Source organism: Tardiphaga sp. OK245, assembly GCF_900108575.1.
Lineage (GTDB): Bacteria > Pseudomonadota > Alphaproteobacteria > Rhizobiales > Xanthobacteraceae > Tardiphaga > Tardiphaga robiniae.
Genome location: NZ_FNWZ01000002.1, coordinates 697649 through 715254, shown reverse-complemented (window position 1 = coordinate 715254; position 17606 = coordinate 697649). Strand labels below are relative to the sequence as shown.

At 60.3% G+C, this 17606-nt stretch carries 17 protein-coding genes; 8 read left to right on the top strand and 9 right to left on the bottom strand.

Annotated elements, in window-relative coordinates:
- Nucleotides 1-152: 152 nt before the first annotated feature.
- On the top strand, nt 153-632 hold the full coding sequence (gene secB / locus BLW80_RS10050) for a protein-export chaperone SecB (protein ID WP_068730233.1): 480 nt from the start codon (nt 153-155) through the stop codon (nt 630-632).
- 60 nt (nt 633-692) lie between these two features.
- On the opposite strand, the gene dnaQ is transcribed toward secB, so the two are convergent.
- From dnaQ to BLW80_RS10030, 4 genes are read right to left on the bottom strand one after another with little or no spacing between them, the layout of a single operon-like run.
- The gene (gene dnaQ / locus BLW80_RS10045; RefSeq protein WP_089263111.1) at nt 693-1394 is read right to left on the bottom strand and encodes a DNA polymerase III subunit epsilon; all 702 of its coding nucleotides are present in this window, start codon (nt 1392-1394) and stop codon (nt 693-695) included.
- Nucleotides 1395-1426: 32 nt separating this feature from the next.
- Nucleotides 1427-2026, bottom strand: a complete 600-nt coding sequence (coaE, locus tag BLW80_RS10040; RefSeq protein ID WP_093757806.1) for a dephospho-CoA kinase — start codon at nt 2024-2026, stop codon at nt 1427-1429.
- A 16-nt stretch (nt 2027-2042) separates the two neighbouring features.
- Complete coding sequence (locus tag BLW80_RS10035; protein ID WP_093757805.1) at nt 2043-2651, bottom strand: Maf family protein; 609 nt, start codon at nt 2649-2651, stop codon at nt 2043-2045.
- Nucleotides 2648-3487: a pyruvate, water dikinase regulatory protein gene (locus tag BLW80_RS10030; protein WP_089263669.1), complete on the bottom strand. Its 840-nt coding sequence runs from the start codon at nt 3485-3487 to the stop codon at nt 2648-2650. Before BLW80_RS10030 ends, BLW80_RS10035 begins: the two co-directional genes overlap by 4 nt.
- A gap of 472 nt (nt 3488-3959) precedes the next feature.
- On the opposite strand from BLW80_RS10030, the gene hemJ reads away from it, so the two are divergent.
- The 4 genes from hemJ to mnmG all read left to right on the top strand — a co-directional run bounded on the left by hemJ (nt 3960) and on the right by mnmG (nt 9619).
- Entirely contained in the window at nt 3960-4382 is a 423-nt protein-coding gene (gene hemJ / locus BLW80_RS10025; RefSeq protein ID WP_093757804.1) for a protoporphyrinogen oxidase HemJ, read from the top strand.
- 274 nt (nt 4383-4656) lie between these two features.
- Nucleotides 4657-5922, top strand: a complete 1266-nt coding sequence (rho, locus tag BLW80_RS10020; protein WP_068730228.1) for a transcription termination factor Rho — start codon at nt 4657-4659, stop codon at nt 5920-5922.
- A gap of 235 nt (nt 5923-6157) precedes the next feature.
- Complete coding sequence (gene mnmE, locus BLW80_RS10015) at nt 6158-7492, top strand: tRNA uridine-5-carboxymethylaminomethyl(34) synthesis GTPase MnmE (RefSeq protein WP_093757803.1); 1335 nt, start codon at nt 6158-6160, stop codon at nt 7490-7492.
- Nucleotides 7493-7747: 255 nt separating this feature from the next.
- The gene (mnmG, locus tag BLW80_RS10010; RefSeq protein ID WP_093757802.1) at nt 7748-9619 is read left to right on the top strand and encodes a tRNA uridine-5-carboxymethylaminomethyl(34) synthesis enzyme MnmG; all 1872 of its coding nucleotides are present in this window, start codon (nt 7748-7750) and stop codon (nt 9617-9619) included.
- Between the two features lie 32 nt (nt 9620-9651).
- Here the strand turns inward: mnmG and BLW80_RS10005 are convergent, their stop codons facing one another.
- Nucleotides 9652-9840, bottom strand: a complete 189-nt coding sequence (locus tag BLW80_RS10005; RefSeq protein WP_092141968.1) for a hypothetical protein — start codon at nt 9838-9840, stop codon at nt 9652-9654.
- Nucleotides 9841-9948: 108 nt separating this feature from the next.
- Entirely contained in the window at nt 9949-10458 is a 510-nt protein-coding gene (locus BLW80_RS10000; RefSeq protein ID WP_093757801.1) for a DUF4269 domain-containing protein, read from the bottom strand.
- 103 nt (nt 10459-10561) lie between these two features.
- On the opposite strand from BLW80_RS10000, the gene rsmG reads away from it, so the two are divergent.
- The 3 genes from rsmG (at nt 10562) to BLW80_RS09985 (ending at nt 13152) form a co-directional block, all read left to right on the top strand.
- Entirely contained in the window at nt 10562-11272 is a 711-nt protein-coding gene (gene rsmG / locus BLW80_RS09995; RefSeq protein WP_093757800.1) for a 16S rRNA (guanine(527)-N(7))-methyltransferase RsmG, read from the top strand.
- Entirely contained in the window at nt 11259-12113 is an 855-nt protein-coding gene (locus BLW80_RS09990; RefSeq protein ID WP_068730223.1) for a ParA family protein, read from the top strand. The genes rsmG and BLW80_RS09990 overlap by 14 nt, the downstream gene beginning before the upstream one ends.
- Before the next feature lie 148 nt (nt 12114-12261).
- The gene (locus BLW80_RS09985) at nt 12262-13152 is read left to right on the top strand and encodes a ParB/RepB/Spo0J family partition protein (RefSeq protein ID WP_093757799.1); all 891 of its coding nucleotides are present in this window, start codon (nt 12262-12264) and stop codon (nt 13150-13152) included.
- Between the two features lie 269 nt (nt 13153-13421).
- Here BLW80_RS09985 and holA read toward each other — a convergent pair whose 3' ends face one another.
- The 3 genes from holA to leuS are packed head-to-tail and all read right to left on the bottom strand — an operon-like array spanning nt 13422 to nt 17606.
- Nucleotides 13422-14450: a DNA polymerase III subunit delta gene (holA, locus tag BLW80_RS09980; protein WP_093757798.1), complete on the bottom strand. Its 1029-nt coding sequence runs from the start codon at nt 14448-14450 to the stop codon at nt 13422-13424.
- Nucleotides 14451-14458: 8 nt separating this feature from the next.
- The gene (locus tag BLW80_RS09975; RefSeq protein WP_068730220.1) at nt 14459-15010 is read right to left on the bottom strand and encodes an LPS assembly lipoprotein LptE; all 552 of its coding nucleotides are present in this window, start codon (nt 15008-15010) and stop codon (nt 14459-14461) included.
- Nucleotides 14997-17606 (bottom strand): leucine--tRNA ligase, encoded by a 2610-nt coding sequence (leuS, locus tag BLW80_RS09970; RefSeq protein ID WP_093757797.1) that lies wholly within the window; start codon nt 17604-17606, stop codon nt 14997-14999. Before leuS ends, BLW80_RS09975 begins: the two co-directional genes overlap by 14 nt.

Genomic DNA, 17606 nt, shown 5'->3' with positions numbered 1-17606 from the left:
ATTTTCTAGCGTCCAGGTTGTGGCGTGGCATCCTTGTCGAGTGCCGCAGGCCTATGATAGCCACTCGCCGCGATCACCTCATTCGACCGTTCGTGCGGACGCCCGTGACGAACCGGTTCCACCCGCCCGGCAGCGCTTCAGGAGAATTTTCGATGGCAAACGGCAACGGCACCCCTCCGGAGCAGTCCCCCCCTCAGCTTAATGTACTGGCGCAGTACACCAAGGACCTGTCGTTCGAAAACCCGAACGCCCCAGCCTCGCTGGCACCGCAGGCCCAGCAGCCAAACATCAATATCCAGATCAATGTCGGCGCCAACAATCTCTCCGAGAGCGAATATGAAGTGACGCTGTCGGTCGAGGGCAAGGCCGAGAACGCCGGCTCGGTGCTGTTCTCGTTCGAGCTGGCCTATGCCGGCGTATTCCGCATCGTCAACGTGCCGCAGGAAAACCTGCACCCGCTGGTTATGATCGAATGCCCGCGCCTACTCTTCCCGTTCGCGCGCGAAATCATCGCCACCGCGGTGCGCGATGGCGGCTTCCCGCCGCTGATGCTCGATCCCGTGGATTTCGTCGGTCTGTACCGGCAGAACCTGGAACGTCAGGCTCAAGCCGACGCTGGTCCGGCAAACTAAGTTCGGGTGCTCCAACAATAAGCTTACGTCATGGCCGGGCTTGTCCCGGCCATTGTCGTTTTACGACGGCGTTCCCAGAAATTCGTTCCAGATTGCCTTCTCGCCCATCGTTGCGACAAAGGCGCGGTGCTCGGCGCGATCGGCTTCGGTCACGCGCGGCGCAAGTGCGATCTCGCGCTGGCGGCGCGGTGCGTCATTGATACTGCCGGTGCGCTGCGCAGGCGCTTCGTCCGCCAGGATCAGTTGCGACTGCCGGGCGCCAATGAGGTCGATATAGACTTCCGCCAGCAATTCGGAGTCGAGCAGCGCGCCGTGCTTGGTGCGGCGGGAATTGTCGATCGCATAGCGGGCGCAGAGATCGTCGAGCTTGTTCGACACACCGGGATGCTTGCGGCGCGCCAGCAGCAGCGTGTCAACGAGACGCTCGCGCGGCACCGGCGGGCGCTTGATGCGATCGAGTTCGGCATTGATGAAGCCGAGGTCGAACATGCCGTTATGAATCACCAGCGGCGAATCGCCGATGAAGGCCATGAAGTCGTCGACCACTTCGTGAAACAGAGGCTTGGTCGACAGGAACTCGGCCGACAGCCCGTGCACGTTGAATGCTTCCTGAGGCATGTCACGCTCGGGATTGACGTAGACATGGAAGGTCTGGCCGGTCGGCATCCGGTTGAAAATTTCGAGGCAACCGATTTCCACCAGCCGATCGCCCCGGAGGGGATCGAGGCCGGTTGTTTCGGTATCCATGACGATTTCGCGCATCGAACTAAGCCGGTTGTCGAATCAGGGGACGGTCAGGGCCGCCGTTGTGGCATCTTAACAGCCTCGGCGAGAATTTCACGGATCTGCTCCCGCACGGGATCCAATCCATTAGATGTATCCACCACGAAGTCGGCGCGCTTGCGCTTTTCGGCGTCAGGCAGCTGCCGGGCCAGAATGGCGTCGAGTTTCTCGGCCGTCATACCCTCGCGCGCCAGGATGCGCTCGCGCTGCTGCTCGGGATTGGTGGACACGACGACTACAGCATCGACCCGCTTTTCTCCGCCGGTTTCATAGAGCAGGGGTACATCGACCACTGCAACTGGCGCACCCGACTTCTCTGCATCGTCCAGGAATTTTCTGTGATAGGCGCCGAGCAGCGGATGCACGATCTGCTCGAGCCTCTTCATCGCGGCGGCATCGTGCACCACCAGCGGCGATAGCTTCGCGCGATCGACCTTGCCATTCACGGTGGTTCCGGGAAACGCCGCCTCGATCAGCGGTACAGCTTCGCCCTCATAGATCATGTGCACGGTGGCGTCGGCGTCATAGACCGGCACGCCGGCTTCCATGAACAACTTCGCCGTGGTGGATTTCCCCATTCCGATCGAACCGGTCAGCCCCAATACGCGCATCAATTCCTCATAAAAATCAGATCGCGATCATCTCTTCGCCCCGCAGGAAACTCAACAGCGGCAACAGCGGTAGGCCGAGAATGGTAAAGTGATCGCCTTCAATCAGCTCGAACAGATGCACACCCAAACCTTCGAGCTGATAGGCGCCGACACTCGTCGTCACCTTGTCGCCCGCAGCGTCCAGATAGGCATTGATCGCCGCATCATCCAGCTTGCGCATGGTCATATGCGCCACGGAGACATTGGAGAACAACGTCGCGCCATCGCAAACGACGGCAAGCGCTGAGTGCAATTCGTGGGTCCGACCGGCGAGGATCGCAAGTTGTTCGGCCGCCTGTTCGCGTTCGGCGGGTTTGCTGAACATCCGATCCCCGAGCGCCAGGATTTGATCGGCGCCAAGAACATAGCGACCGGGATGACGCAGCGAGATAAAGGCCGCCTTCCGCTCGGCGAGCAAGGCTGCGATCTCGCCCGGCGCCTTCAACCCGGATTTCTGCTGGATGCCGCGCTCGTCGATATCTGCAGGCATCGCATCAAATGTGATGCCAGCATTCGCCAGCAACTCACGACGCGCCAAACTCTGCGACGCCAGGATCAGTGGTTGCACGCCACGCCAAATGGTCATTCGGACATCCTCTGACGCTGGCGATCGGCCAGCAGTTTCATGATGGCTGCCGCGGTTTCCTCGATGGAGCGACGTGTCACTTCCAACAAAGCCCAGCCGTATTTGGCGCTAAGCTTGCGCGCATAGGTGACTTCGTCCGTGACCGACTGGCGATCGATATAATCGTCATTGGCCGTATCGCTGCCAATGCTGAGAAGCCGGTTCTGGCGAATCTGAATCAAGCGCTCCGGCGTCGCGTGCAGGCTGACCACCAGCGGATTTTTCAACGTCTCAAGCTGATGGGGAATGGGGATGCCGGGGACGAGCGGCACATTGGCCGTGCGCACACCACGATTGGCAAGATAGATCGATGTTGGTGTCTTCGACGTGCGCGAGACGCCGACGAGAACCACATCCGCTTCTTCGAGGCCTTCCACATGCTGGCCATCGTCATGCATCATCGAATAATTCAGCGCGTCGATACGTTTGAAATATTCGGCATTGAGCGTGTGCTGCGCTCCGACGCGGCCGGTGGTCGACGCACCGAGATAGGCCTGAAAGAGCTGCATCACTGGCCCGATGATCGATAGGCTCGGGCTGTTGATCTCCTGGCACTTGGCTTCCAACCGGCCAACCAGATCTTTTTCCAGCAGCGTAAAGAGAACAATGCCGGGGGCTTCCTCGATTTCGGAAAGCACGCGATCAAGCTGCTTCTGACTCCGCACGAGCGGGTAGACATGTTCGACTGGCGTGACATTCGCGTATTGCGCCGCGACGGCGCGAGCCACGGTGATCAATGTCTCACCGGTCGAATCGGAGACCAGATGAAGATGAAAATAGCTGCCGGTGGTGGGCACCATGATCGTGTATGTCCTGTGAATCTCTGTGGAGCTTTTCCGGGAAATCGACCATCGCCTCGGCGGGCCCGGGATAACTCGGTTTTTTCTTCACAGGGCTCATGAAGAGGAAAAGCTCTGAGGCTGCTCTGAATGATAATGGGGTTATCCGGGTTTGTCTTGGGATAATCCAGTGCACGGCGACGGTAAGCCTTTGCGCTGCATATCGAACTTGCATGCAGGCCGCTTTGGAGAAATCACGTGGCCATGTGCATAAGCGTGGGACAGTTCCGGGATTGTTTTGGGCGGCTGAAATCCACTGTCACTTAGACTCAAACCTAAGATTCTATAAATATTATTTAAGAGAAGGATGGCTTGCGGATAGTGCGGTGATCCGCTCTGTATCGGCGCGTCCTGCAACGCGGCTTTCCGGTGAAATGTTCCGGTGTCTGCACGTGCGGTGTGACGCAGTGATGCTGGAAAGAACTTTCGAATGTATGAATGGGCCAAGGCGCTGCATGTGATCGCCGTCATCTCGTGGATGGCGGGCATGCTCTATCTGCCGCGACTATTCGTCTATCACTGCGATGCGGAGATCGGTTCGAAGCAATCCGAAACCTTCAAGGTGATGGAGCGTCGCCTGCTCAAGGCGATCATCAATCCGGCGATGATCGTCACCTGGATCCTCGGCCTGTATCTCGCCTGGGCCGGTCACTGGTTCAGCTCGGGCTGGTTTCACGCCAAACTGACGCTGGTGCTGCTGATGTCTGGCGTTCATGGCTTCCTGAGTGCCCGGGTGCGTGATTTTGCTCAGGACAAAAATACGCGGACTTCGAAATTCTATCGAATTATCAACGAGGTACCCACAATTTTGATGATCCTGATCGTCATTTTGGTGATCGTGAAGCCGTTCTAGGCCAAATTTCTCATCACAACCGCCGTTTCGGCTCCTTGCGCGACACCCTACGATTTTCTATATTCGCGTCATCCCACCCCACGCAGGCGGATGTGGTTTGTACCGGTTTCGCTTTTTGAACCGGCCACCGCATCAGGTTTGAAGCTCCTTCAGCACCTTCCTCGCTCAAGACTTCCTGGCCAGAGACCTGCGGACTTTCCTGATCTTTTCCAGCGTCCGCATCCGTCTTGGCTACCTCGCGCTCCCTCCCCGACTTTCCACAGGACACCTCCCAATGCGGGAAATGAAACTCCAGGACCTCAAGGCCAAGACGCCAGCCGAGCTTGTCTCGTTTGCGGAAGAGCTCGGGGTCGAAAATGCCAGCACCATGCGCAAGCAGGAGCTGATGTTCGCGAGCTTGAAGCAGCTGGCGATCAAGGAAACCGACATCATCGGTGAAGGCGTCGTCGAGGTTCTCTCCGACGGCTTCGGCTTCTTGCGGTCGCCCGATGCGAACTACCTGCCAGGTCCGGACGATATCTATGTCTCGCCGTCGCAGATCCGCCGCTTCGGCTTGCGCACTGGCGATACGGTCGAAGGCCATATCCGCAGCCCGAAGGAAGGCGAACGTTATTTCGCTTTGCTCAAGGTCAATACGCTCAACTTCGAAGATCCCGAGAAGTCGAAGCACAAGGTCAATTTCGACAACCTCACCCCGCTGTTTCCGGACCAGCGCTTCCGCCTCGAGCTGGAAGATTCGACCCGCCGCGATCTCTCGGCGCGTGTCATCGACATCGTCGCGCCGATCGGCAAGGGTCAACGCGCACTGATCGTCGCGCCGCCGCGTACGGGTAAGACCGTGCTGATGCAGAACATCGCGCATTCGATCACCGCCAACCACCCGGAATGCTATCTGATCGTTCTTCTGATCGACGAACGTCCGGAGGAAGTCACGGACATGCAGCGTTCGGTGAAGGGTGAGGTCGTCTCCTCGACCTTCGACGAACCGGCGGTGCGTCACGTGCAGGTCGCCGAAATGGTGATCGAGAAGGCCAAGCGCCTGGTCGAACATGGCCGCGACGTGGTCATCCTGCTGGATTCGATCACCCGTCTTGGCCGTGCTTACAACACCGTGGTGCCGTCATCCGGCAAGGTGCTGACCGGCGGTGTCGACGCCAATGCGCTGCAGCGTCCGAAGCGCTTCTTCGGTGCGGCCCGTAATGTGGAAGAAGGTGGTTCGCTGACCATCATCGCCACCGCGCTGGTCGATACTGGCAGCCGTATGGACGAAGTCATTTTCGAAGAATTCAAGGGCACCGGTAACTCGGAACTCATCCTGGACCGTAAGGTCTCGGACAAGCGGACTTTCCCGGCGATCGATATCTCGCGCTCGGGCACCCGCAAGGAAGAGCTCATCACCGATCCGCAGCTGCTCAAGAAGATGTATGTGCTCCGCCGCATTCTCAATCCGATGGGAACGATGGACGCTATCGACTTCCTGCTCGACAAGCTCCGCAACACGAAGAACAACTCGGAATTCTTCGATTCGATGAATACGTAAGTTTCGGGGCTGTTCGAGCGAACAGCTGCAGGACTGCAAAACGCGCCGTTGCGAAAGCAGCGGCGCTTTTTTGTGTCGGTTCTTTGTACTGGCCGTTGACCGTCATTCCGGGATGTACGGAGGTCGGCGAAGACGCCTGATGCACAGACCCGGAATCACGGATTGTCTTAAACATCTCGGGATTCTGGGTTCAGAATCCCCATTGCATCGCATCGCCCCCATCGGCAAATAGGCGATGCATCCACGCGACCAGACGATCTACGCTTTGTCCTCCGGCCGCCCGCCGACAGCGATTGCGATTGTCCGCGTGTCAGGTCCTCAGGCAGGTGAGGCGCTGACGCGTCTGGCAAGGAAGCTGCCGGCGCCGCGGATGGCCACCCATGTTCTCCTCTCGGATGACCGGCTCGGCCCGATCGACGATGCGGTGGTGCTGTGGTTTCCGGGGCCAGCGAGCGCGACCGGCGAGGACGTTGCCGAATTTCATATTCATGGCGGGCGCGCGGTATTGGCTTCTTTGTTTGAGGCCCTGGGCGCCATCGACGACTTACGGCCGGCGGAGCCCGGCGAATTCACGCGCCGCGCGTTCGAGAACGGCAAGCTCGACCTGACCGAGGCGGAAGGCCTCGACGATCTGATTCACGCGGACACTGACCGGCAGCGGCGTCAGGCGCTGCGGCAGCTCAAGGGACTGCTCGGCGACAAGGCGCGCAACTGGCGACAGCAGATCATCGAGGCGCTGGCCCTGGTCGAAGTCGGCATCGATTTTTCTGACGAAGGCGACGTATCCGCCGAATTGCTGGCGCCGGCTTTGGCGAAAGCATCGGCGCTGCATCAGGAGATCGAGGAGGTGCTGGCGGCGCAGGGTCGAAGCGAGCGGTTGCGCGACGGTCTGGTGGTGGCCATCGCGGGTCAGCCTAATGTCGGCAAATCGACGCTGATGAATCAGCTCGCCCGGCGCGACGTGGCAATTGTTTCACCGCATGCCGGCACCACCCGCGACGTTATCGAGGTGCAGCTCGACCTCGACGGTTATCCGGTGACGATCATCGACACCGCCGGCATCCGCGAGACAGCGGATCCGGTGGAAGAGGAGGGCGTGCGCCGGGCGCGGGCTCGGGCGGCCGAAGCGGATCTGGTGCTATGGCTGGTCGACTCCGGCGCGGAGGCGTCCAATCCGGGGCAATGGTTGGCGGAATCTGAAACGCCGGTCTGGGTGATCCGGAACAAGGTCGATCTGGTCCAGACTGCGTCGGCCGGGCCAGACTTGTTGATCGCGATCTCTGCAGAGCGCGGCGATGGCCTCGCACAACTATTGGCCCTGCTGATCGATTTCGCCGGTCGGTACTTCGGGAGCGGTGAGGCCGGGCTGATTACCCGGGAGCGGCAACGTCTTTTGCTGCGCAGCACGTCGGATTTGCTGCAGCATGCTGCAGCATCGGCTGAGCAAGGCGAAGAATTCGTTGCCGAGAATATGCGTGCTGCAGCGCAGCAATTGGGACGGTTGCTTGGGAGTGTTGATGTAGAAGACATCCTCGATAGCATCTTCCGGGACTTTTGTATAGGTAAGTAATATTTCTTTGTTCATTATTTAATGAAATGAATGTAAAATCATCTAAGAAGCGAGCCTCTCGCTTAAACAGATTCCAACCGTCTCAAAAAGACAAGACTGCTCCGTTGCAGGCGTGCGCCGCTAAAGCAGATTGTGTTTCACGTGAAACAGTCCTGCCTCTCAGATCCTCTTCAGAGGACATCCGTTGTTTCACGTGAAACGCTGCCTGTGGATTTCTCTTCAATCCCGGCGGCACCCGCGCTAGAAGCTGCGGCCATGCAGGACAAGTTTGACGTCATCGTAATCGGGGGAGGCCATGCCGGCTGCGAGGCCGCGGCTGGTGCTGCGCGCATGGGCGCGCAGACGGCACTGGTCACGCACCAGTTCGCGACCATTGGCGCGATGTCCTGCAACCCCGCCATCGGCGGTCTGGGCAAGGGTCATCTGGTCCGCGAAGTCGATGCGCTGGACGGCTTGATGGGCCGCATCGCCGATGCCGGCGGCATCCAGTTCCGCATGCTCAACCGCAAGAAGGGTCCGGCCGTTCGTGGCCCGCGCACCCAGGCGGACCGCAAGCTTTACGCTGCAGCGATGCAGGCAGCGATTGTGGCGACCGAGAATCTGAGCGTGATCGAGGGCGAAGCCGACGATCTGCTCACGGCCAATGGTCGAGTCACCGGCATCCGTCTGGCCGATGGCCGCGAACTCGCTGCCGGATCGGTGGTCATCACCACTGGGACCTTTCTGCGCGGCCTGATCCATCTCGGCGAGAAGAACTGGCCCGCTGGCCGGATCGATGAAGCTCCCGCACTCGGCCTGTCCAAGGCGTTCGAGCGTGTCGGCTTTACCCTTGGACGGCTCAAAACCGGCACGCCACCGCGGCTCGATGGAACCACCATCGACTGGGCCGGGGTAGAGATGCAGTCCGCTGACGATCCGCCGGAGCCGTTCTCGGTCATGACCGAGCGGATCACCAATCCGCAGATTCAGTGCGGCATCACGCGCACCACACCGGCGACCCATGAGGTGATCCGGGCCAATGTGCATCGCTCGCCAATGTATTCTGGTCAGATCAAGAGTTCGGGGCCCCGTTACTGCCCGTCCATCGAGGACAAGATCGTTCGCTTTGGCGATCGCGATGGTCACCAGATCTTCCTGGAGCCGGAAGGCCTCGATGACTCCACGGTCTATCCCAACGGCATCTCTACCTCACTGCCCGAGGAGGTTCAGGCTGCGATCCTGGCCTCGATCCCCGGTCTCGAGCAGGTCCGAATGGTCCGCCCGGGTTATGCGATCGAATATGACCACGTCGATCCCCGCGAACTCGATCCGACGCTGCAGACCAAGCGCGTCGCCGGCCTGTTTCTGGCCGGGCAGATCAATGGCACCACCGGATACGAAGAAGCGGCCGCCCAGGGTCTCGTCGCCGGTTTGAATGCGGCCCTGGCCGCGAGTGGGAGCCAGCTAACCGTATTCGATCGTGCCGATGGCTATCTCGGCGTGATGATCGACGACCTGGTCACGCGTGGGATTACCGAGCCCTATCGGATGTTCACTTCGCGGGCCGAATATCGTCTCACGCTGCGTGCCGACAACGCCGATCAGCGCCTGACCGACAAGGGTATCAACCTGGGATGTGTCGGCAGCGCTCGTTCGGTCCGGCATGGCGCCAAGATGGAAGCCCTCACCGTCGGTAAGGCCCTGACCCAGGCGCTGTCGATCACTCCTAACGGGGCGGCGAAGCATGGTCTGGTGCTCAATCACGACGGTCAGCGTCGCTCTGCCTTCGATCTCCTGTCCTACCCCGAGACCGAATGGGCTACCGTGACCCGGATCTGGCCAGAATTATCGGCCATTGACCCAGCGATCGGCACCCATATCGAGATCGATGCCAAATATGATGTCTATCTGAAACGTCAGACCGCGGATGTGGAGGCTTTTCGCCGTGACGAGGGTCTCTCGCTGGTGGATGTCGACTATGATGCGGTCCCCGGACTGTCCAATGAGGCCCGGGCGAAGCTCAAGGCAGCGCTTCCTCACACTGTGGGGCAGGCGGGACGTCTGGATGGTATGACTCCGGCCGCATTGGCCATTCTCGCGGCCTATCTCCGCCGCGAAGCACGCAAGCCGAAGGCTGCTTTGGCCTAGTTGGTTGTTTCACGTGAAACAGGAAGCCGAAATCAACGCGGCTCCGTTGAAGATGGCTTCGCTGGCCGGCGGGGCCAGAAGGCAATAGCTGCGACGGCCACCGTAAAGAGGATCACGGCGACGATCGTCTGGACCACATCAAAATTGAGTGCATCACGCGAGACGAACAGCGCCGTGATGGGTGCTGCCAGCATCAGGAAAAGCCGTACGATCACACTCATGGTCATCTGCCTCCAACGATGATTCATTGGAGGCCGGACTCGTCCTGCTCGCATTGATCCTAGTCAACTCACTGTCCTGAATCCTCTATACTGCAAACCCTTGCGCCCTCAGGACCGCATCAGCTGGTTATCAGAGGTGCTGAACAGGTCGTACAGGACGGCGTAAGGATCGCCTTCAAGCTTGAGAGCACGCGCAAAGGCAGGCTCTGTCTTTACTCCTCCGGTCCGTAACGCGCAGATGGCGGTGTGGAAGGCGGGTCCGCCCAGGGTTAGCAGTCGCTTCTCGACCTCGAAGTGCCGCCAGCCAGCTTGATCCTGTACCGGAGTCGAGCTGACGAAGATTTCGAATGGCCATCCATAGGTGCTGAGCTTAGCGACGACCGGTCGGCCTCTGGCCGACCATTGATAGAGCGCGAAGTCATCGGCCTCGCGAAAATGCTCCCAGAGCAGGGTGGCTACGGAAGATCTATCCGTGGCGCAACAGACGATATCGATGTCGCTGCCGGGTCTGGCCAGGCCAAGCGGAAGTGTGCCGACCACATGCGGATCGAACGGCGCCAGGATCCTGAGCAGATTAGTTCGCCGCAGAGCCTCCTGATAGGTCGGTCGCTCGGTCATCGCGTGCTTTTCGTCCCGATTTTCCGCTGCCGCTCCGCAATTCGATAGCCGGAAAAATGGACTCAGAGTATGGATGGGTCCCAGCAGCTTTACAGACAATCCAATGGCTCAACGATCCCAACAAGCGGCGCCCGCACCCCGGCTCGATGCCGATAAGGCTGCGGCCTTGCGGCTGACACCTGTTTCACGTGAAACGGAAGACAGGCTCGATCGCTATGTCGACCTGTTGCTGCAGTGGCAGGCCAAGACAAATCTGATTTCGCCGGCCACGCTTCCAAATCTCTGGACGCGCCATATCTCGGATTCGCTGCAGCTTCTGAACCTCGCGCCTTCAGCCATGACCTGGCTCGACTTCGGCAGCGGCGGAGGTTTCCCCGGTGTGGTTCTGGCCTGTGCCATGGGTGATGTCGCTGGCGGACATGTTCATCTCGTCGAGCGAAACGCCAAGAAGGCGGCGTTCCTGCGCGAAGCGTTACGTGTGACGCAAGCCCCCGGCACGATTCATCTGGCTGACATCGGGGATAATGTGGATAGATTTCCCGAGCATGTCGATTGCATCACCGCGCGTGCCGTTGCCTCGTTACATATCGTTATCGGTTTCGCTGAGCCCCTGATGAAGCCGGGCACAAAAGCCTTATTTCTCAAGGGTCAAGATGTAGAATCGGAATTGACCGAAGCTACTAGATATTGGAATATAAGCCCGCGCCTGCATGCCAGCCTGACCGGCGGACAAGGCTGGATCGTCGAACTCGACCGGATCGAGCGATTGACCCCGTCCGTAAACCAAAATGGCCACACCAATGACCGTAATTGATCAGCAATATCAAGAGCATACGTCAAATACGGTGCCCGGCCATCCGCGCATCCTGGCGCTGGCGAATCAGAAGGGCGGCGTTGGCAAGACCACCACCGCGATTAATCTCGGCACCGCACTCGCCGCGATCGGCGAACGCGTGTTGATCGTCGATCTCGATCCGCAGGGCAATGCATCCACCGGTCTCGGCATCGATCGTCGCAATCGCAACTGCTCAACCTACGACGTCCTGATCGGCGAAGCGCCGCTGCGCGATGCAGTCGTTGTCACCGCCGTGCCGCGTCTGCACATAGCCGCCTCGACCATGGATCTGTCGGGCCTCGAGCTTGAACTCGGTTCGGCCCGCGACCGCGCCTTCCGGCTGCGCGATGCGATCGGCGAGTTGAACAACAATGTCTCGCCGGGCTCCGACTATACTTACGTGCTGATCGATTGCCCGCCATCGCTCAACCTTCTCACCGTCAATGCCATGGCCGCGTCGGATGCGATTCTCGTTCCGCTGCAGTGTGAGTTCTTCGCGCTCGAAGGTTTGTCTCAATTGTTGCAGACCGTGGAGCAGGTACGCTCGACGCTGAATCCGAACCTGTCGATCCATGGCATCGTGCTGACCATGTTCGACTCGCGCAACAACCTGTCAAACCAGGTGGTTGCCGACGTACGCGAATTCATGGGCAGCAAGGTCTACGAGACCATGATTCCGCGCAACGTCCGCATTTCGGAAGCGCCGTCCTACGGCAAGCCGGTATTGGTCTATGACCTGAAGTGCTCGGGCTCTGAAGCCTATCTGCGGCTCGCGACCGAAGTGATCCAGCGCGAGCGCGACCTGCGCACCGCTCACTGAGCAAGTAGGGTGGGCAAAGCACAGCGTGCCCACCACAGCGGATCGCAAACGATAATGGCAGGCGCGGCGCAAGTGCGCCTTTGCCCAGCCTGTAACCGAATTTCAAGTTTGAGTATGGAGTGGCGCGATGAGTTCGAAGGGATTGGCGATGGCTGATGAAGCGCGTTCGCGGCTGGGCCGCGGTCTTGCAAGTCTGATCGGCGATGTCGGCGGCGAAGCCGCGCATGTCGAGCGTCCTTCGCGTAACCAGCGCAAGGTGCCTATCGAATTTCTCAAGGCCAATCCGCGCAATCCGCGGCGGGTCTTTGCGGATGCGGAACTCAGCGAACTCGCGGCGTCGATCAAGCAGCATGGCGTGATCCAGCCGATCGTGGTGCGGCCGGTGAAGGGTAGCAACGATCGCTTCGAGATCATCGCCGGCGAACGCCGCTGGCGCGCGTCGCAGATCGCCGGTCTGCATGAAGTGCCGATCGTGCCGCTCGACGTGACGGATTCGGCCGCGATGGAAATCGCGATCATCGAGAACGTCCAGCGCGAAGATCTCAATGCGATGGAAGAGGCACAGGGCTATCACGCGCTCGCCGAGACTTACAAGCATAGCCAGGACGAGATCGCGAAAATCGTCGGCAAGAGCCGCAGCCATGTCGCCAACATGATGCGCCTCACCAAGCTGCCGGAAGACGTGCAGGGCCTGATCGCATCGGGGCAGCTCTCCAACGGTCACGCACGCGCATTGATTAACCTGCCGGATGCATCCAGCGCCGCGAAGCGGATCATCGCCGAGGGACTGAACGTTCGTCAGACCGAAGCGCTTGCGCATGAAGAGGGCGTGCCGGAGCGTCCGCCGCAGAAGCCGCGCACGTCGTCTCCCAAGGCGGCGAAGGATGCCGACACGATCGCGCTGGAGAAACGGGTCAGCGACGTGCTCGGGCTGAAAGTGTCGGTGGATCACCGTGATCCCGGCGGGACCGTGATCATCAAGTATCGTGATCTCGATCAGCTCGACGAAATTCTGAAGCGGCTGGATTCGGAAGGCTGATTTCGACGGTGCTGCTTCCTAACCTCTCCCCGCTCTGCGCGGGGAGAGGTCGCCGCGTCTTTGCGGCGGGTGAGGGGCAGCGCACAGAGTTCGCCGCAGAGATATGCTCTCGGGTCGGATCATTTCACTGACGTTTTTGAAGACGAATTGGTGCGATCCGAAAGATCGTGTGTTGGGCTGACTTTGTCCCATGCCCCTCACCCGACCGGCTTCGCCGGTCGACCTCTCCCCGCAAATGCGGGGCGAGGTTAAGGGAGCGCCATCGCTACCTAACCCCGCCGTCTTGCATTCACGGCAATCGACATCAACGCCCTCTGTGCGATCACCGCGCCGAGGGCGTTTTGCTTGCGGACATCGAGGGCGGCAACGGCGAGCTGGTCGATGATGTTGACCAACCGCTGTGCGGAGAAATTTCGCAGCGCTGCTTCCACCGTTCCCTTGCGGGAAAAATGCAGCCGCGGAAATCCGCTTTCCACGGCTGCCGATGCCGAACTACCAGCCTCGACCAGCAGGCTGGCTTTGTGCAGCAATGCGGCCTGGCGCTGCGCGGCCATCATGATCATGCCCGGATAAGTTCCGGCGATCATCGCCTTGTTGAACTCGACTTCCACCGCGGTGGGATTCCCGGCAAAGGCGCCGTCGACAATTGGATCGATCTTCAGCTCGGACGCGTCGGCGACGACGGCCATCACGTCGTCGAGCGTGACTTCGCCGGTACCATGCGCATAGAGCGTGAGCTTGCGGAGCTCGTTACGCGATGCCTGCCGATCGCCGCCGAGCAGCGACATTAGTGTGGCGCGTGCATCCGGCGCCATGCGGAGATTGGAGACGCGGAGCTCTTCATCGATAAGCTTTGCGAGATCGCGCTCGGTGTCTGGATAGCAGGCGATGGCCACCGCGGTCCTGGCCTTCTCGCAGACTTTCCGCAATGGCGATTCCGGCCGAAGCTCACCAGCCTCGATGACGATGCGGCAATCCTTGATATCGGAGTTAGCGAGCGTGTCGACGCCGCTGGAAAAATTCTTCGAGCCTGCGCGCACACGGATCGCCCGCCGCCCACCGAACAGCGGCACCGTCATAGCTTCTTCGACGAGACGCGACGGCTCGGCGGCCAAATCATCGCCGTCCATGCGAACCAGCGAAAATGGATCATTGGGATCGTCGACCGCGGATTTCATCAGCGCGTCGGCGCGCTCGCGGACGAGTCCAGCGTCAGCTCCGTAGAGCAGAATGATCGGCCGGCCGGCATCCGGCCGCGCCAGAAACGTGTCGATGTCTTTTCCGCGAAGCGCGACCACGCGACGGCTTAGGTGCCGGCGTAGAAGAACGACGCCAGACGGGTATTGATGTTGTCGGCGATCTCACCCGCCGCGCGGTCCTCGGCGTCGCGATAGGCGCGAGCGCGGGCGAAGCGCTGCAGCTGACCGGGGATGTCATAGGTGACGCGGGAGAAGGTGCTGCCGGTCAGGACCTGCTTTCCGGTGGCGATCTCGATCAGGCCGTAGGTCGCGTCGATGCCGTAATTTTCGCTGGTCGGCAGCGCGGTATTCGGATCGACGATCAGCGAGGTCCGGCTTGGGTTGAAACGGATCTTCAGCTGATAGGTCGGCGGCAGGCCGGTGGCACTGCCATACATCTTGAACATCAGCGCATTGCGGATGTTCACGCCGACGCGGGCCTGCGGCGATGCATTGGGATATTCCAATGGCGGAACTTCGACGCCCTGCAGCTTCTCGCGCAGGCCGGGTTTACCGTCGCCACGCTCGGCATACATCGGCTGGAAGCAGCCGGCCGTCAGCGCCGCCAGGGTGGCGACGACCATGAGCCGGGCGGCAATGCGGGATTTAGCCGACAACATTCACGATCCTCTGGGCGACGACAATGACCTTCTTGACGGGTTTGCCGTCGAGAGCTTGTTTTACAGCATCGAGCGCCAGAGCGGCAGCCTCAATTTCCGGGTTCGTCGCTTCCCGGGCCACTGTGACTTCTCCGCGCTTCTTGCCGTTGACTTGTACCGGCAGGGTCATGGTGTCTTCAACCAGCAGATTGGGCTCGATTTGCGGCCAACGGGCTTCCGAGATCATGCCCGGTTGCCCCAGCACACCCCAGCATTCCTCGGCCAGATGCGGCATCATCGGCGCAAACAGTTGAACAAGGATGACCGAGGCCTCGTGGAGCGCCCAGCAGACGTCCGGGGTCGGGGTTCCCGAACGCGCCAAAGCTTCGCCTAGCAGGTTGGAAAATTCGCGGATATGGGCGAGGCAGACATTGAAATGCAGTTTTTCGATCTCGGTCGAGACCTTGCTGAGCGCGCCATGCGCGGCCTTGCGGATCGCCATCGCATCCGGACCGAATTCGGTGGGACGGGCTGCCGGCGCCGATTTGCCGTGCGCGGCTGATTCGTTGATCTGACGCCACAGGCGCTGCACGAAACGTGAGGCGCCCTTGACGCCTTCCTCGCTCCAGATGACGTCGCGGTCCGGCGGCGAATCCGACAGCATGAACCAGCGGGCGGTATCGGCGCCGTAGGTGCCCATGATGTCGTCGGGGTCGACTGTGTTGCGCTTCGACTTCGACATCTTTTCGATCGGGCCGATGGTAATGTCTTCGCCAGTGGCGATCAGCGTAGCGCGTTGGCCGTTACCGCCGATCTCGATGTTGATCTCGGCCGGTGAGGCGAAGGTGCCGTCCTGTTTCTTGTAGGTCTCGTGCACCACCATGCCTTGCGTGAACATGCCGGCAAACGGCTCGTCGAAATTGACGTGGCCGGTGGCCTTCATGGCGCGGGTGAAGAAGCGGCTGTACAGCAGATGCAGGATCGCGTGCTCGACGCCGCCGATATACTGATCGACAGGCATCATTCGATTAGCAACGGCGGTCGTCGTGGGTGCCGTCGTGTTCCACGGATCGGTGAAACGCGTGAAGTACCAGGACGAGTCCACGAAGGTGTCCATGGTATCGGTTTCACGCCGCGCATCCGCTCCGCAGTTCGGGCACTTCACATGCTTCCAGGTCGGATGATGATCCAGTGCATTGCCTGGCTTGTCGAAAGTCACATCCTCCGGCAGCACGACCGGCAGATCCTTGTCCGGCACCGGCACGATATCGCAGCTCGGGCAGTGGATGATCGGGATCGGGCAACCCCAATAGCGCTGACGTGAGATGCCCCAGTCGCGCAGGCGGAAATTGATCTCGCGCTTGCCCCAGCCGTCCTTCTCGAAAATCTCGAGCGACTTCTTCATCGCTTCTTCGCAGGTCATCACACCGGGTGCACCCACCCAACGGACATACTGCACAGTCTCACTTTTCGCCGGAGCGAAAGCGATGTTACCAACGCGCTCATCGCTACCGACGGGCACGAACACGTCGAGCACCGGTAGGTCGTACTTGCGCGCGAAATCCAGGTCGCGCTGATCGTGTGCCGGGCAGCCGATGATGGCGCCGGTGCCGTAATCCATCAACACGAAGTTCGCGATATACAGCGGCAGCGTCCATGACGCATCGGCGGGATGCGTGACCTTGATGCCGGTGTCGAAGCCGAGCTTCTCGGCTGTGTCGATCTCGGCCTGCGAGGTACCCATGCGATGGCATTCCTCGATGAAGGCGACAACCTTGGGATCCTTTTCTGCCAGCGCTTTCGCCAGCGGATGATCCGGCGAGATCGCAGCGAAAGTCGGGCCATACATCGTGTCCGGGCGTGTCGTGAACACCGGCAGTTTGTCGAATCCCGCAGGTGCGCCGATCAGTCCGAACTGGAAATGCAGACCTTCCGACTTGCCGATCCAGTTGCGCTGCATCAGGCGCACCTTGTCGGGCCAGCGATCCAGCGTATCCAGGGCAGACAGCAGCTCGTCGGAATATTTACTGATCTTGAAGAACCACTGGGTCAGCTCGCGCTGCTCGACCAGCGCCCCTGAGCGCCAGCCGCGGCCGTCGATCACCTGCTCATTGGCCAGCACGGTATGGTCGACCGGATCCCAGTTCACCTTGGACTTCTTGCGCTCGGCCAAACCTGCCCGCATGAAATCGAGAAACATCTTCTGCTGATGCTTGTAGTAGGTAGGGTCGCAGGTTGCGAATTCGCGCGACCAGTCCAGCGACAGACCCATGGTCTGCAGCTGCTTTTTCATCGACGCGATGTTCTCATAGGTCCACGCCTTCGGAGCGACCTTGCGTTCGATCGCGGCGTTCTCGGCGGGCAGGCCGAACGCATCCCAGCCCATCGGATGCAGCACGTTCTTGCCCTGCGCGCGCTGGAAGCGCGCAACCACGTCGCCCATCGTATAGTTGCGGACATGGCCCATATGGATGCGCCCCGACGGATACGGGAACATCTCGAGCACGTAATACTTCTCGCGCGGATCGTCGTTCTTGGTGGCGAAGATCGCCTTGTCGTCCCAGACGCGCTGCCAGCGCGGTTCGGTCTCGCGGGCGTTGTAACGTTCGTTGCTCAT